Here is a 1305-nt window from a genome sequence, read left to right as displayed (position 1 = left end):
ACCGGTGGAAAGCTCTATGCCGGCAATCCCGCGCGCGCCGTCGGCGATATTAAGGCGAACGATCTCGTCGCCTGGCGCGGCGCCGTGATCAACGGGCGGAAGGATGGCGAGTATTACGCCTGCGCCCTGCCGCCGCTCGACATGGGGCCCTTCAAGCCTGGGGGTGACGGCCCACTCTATGCGCTCGCTGGCGGCAGTCCCACCATCGATCCTACAGCTTTTGTTGCGCCTGGTGCTGTGGTCGCAGGGCGGGTCGCGGTCTGCGGCGGCTCTAGCATTTGGTACGCCACTGTCTGCCGCGCCGACGGCGGCCAAATCACCATCGGATCGGAGACCAGTGTCCAGGACAACAGCATCCTGCATACCAAGCCCGGCAGCGGCTCAATCAACGTCGGGCGCGGCGTCACCATCGGCCACAATGTGCGCATGGGGGCATGCTCGATCGGCGACGACTGTGTCATCGGCATGGGCTGCGAAATAGCTGATGGCGTAGTGGTCGAGGGCGGCGCCATCGTCGGTGCCCGCGCCTATGTTGAGCCCGGAACTGTGGTCAAGGCCGGCCACATCTGGACCGGTCACCCCGCACAAGAATTCCGCCCTGTCTCCGACCATGAGAGATCCCTCTTCGCCCGCGGGAAGAAAGTATACGTCGCTTACGCCGCGAAATATCTCGGCCAGACGGCCGCATGAGTTCGGACTTCGCGCAAGAAGCGTCCGTGGCACGGCGATGATGGCCATGACGTTGAGGATATGCTTGATGGTGTGGCCTGGGAGCGAGCTGCCAAGCGCAACATAGATCTTCTAGTAGGACACCTCGCAAACGACAGTAGCGCCAAACCATAGGCGGATCCAGACGACGCCACAGGCGCCGCCGAAGCGTCCGTCAAACGGCAACTTCAGAAATTTCGTGTGGGACCCTCTAGAGTGGGACGTCTTGATATGCTGCGCCGCCTTGACTGCGTGACACACAAAAAGATCCGCCATACCAACTATTTCCCGAACCCTTGAGAAGCCCTTTGAAGCCTCAACATTACGCGTTGATCTTGAAGTAGTTGACGTTGTTCAGACTCTAAGTTTCGGAGGTCTTGAGTACCACCAAAACAGGCAACCTAGTTGACCGCACCAGGCTGGCCGAGCTTGCGATGAAAACCTGGAACGGGTGGAGACACAATCACTCGCAAAGAGGAACGTCGTAAGATGAGTTTTATCGCCTAACTCGGCGAGAAATTGAGGTGGTCCCACATTGTTGGACAGCTTGGCGGCGAAGTTAAGGTGTATTCCGCCTGCTGATCATGCCGCCAGAAT

General features: G+C 59.4%; 1 protein-coding gene. It reads left to right on the top strand.

Annotation, left to right across the window (positions count from 1 at the left end):
- A partial coding sequence (locus tag QF629_12925; protein ID MDP6014424.1) for a gamma carbonic anhydrase family protein occupies positions 1-690 on the top strand: 690 nt, incomplete at its 5' end.
- Positions 691-1305: the final 615 nt, after the last annotated feature.

The organism is Alphaproteobacteria bacterium (assembly GCA_030739735.1).
Classification (GTDB): domain Bacteria; phylum Pseudomonadota; class Alphaproteobacteria; order UBA7887; family UBA7887; genus UBA7887.
The sequence above is the reverse complement of the archived record's forward strand: the minus strand, read 5'-3'. Positions and strand labels throughout refer to the sequence as shown.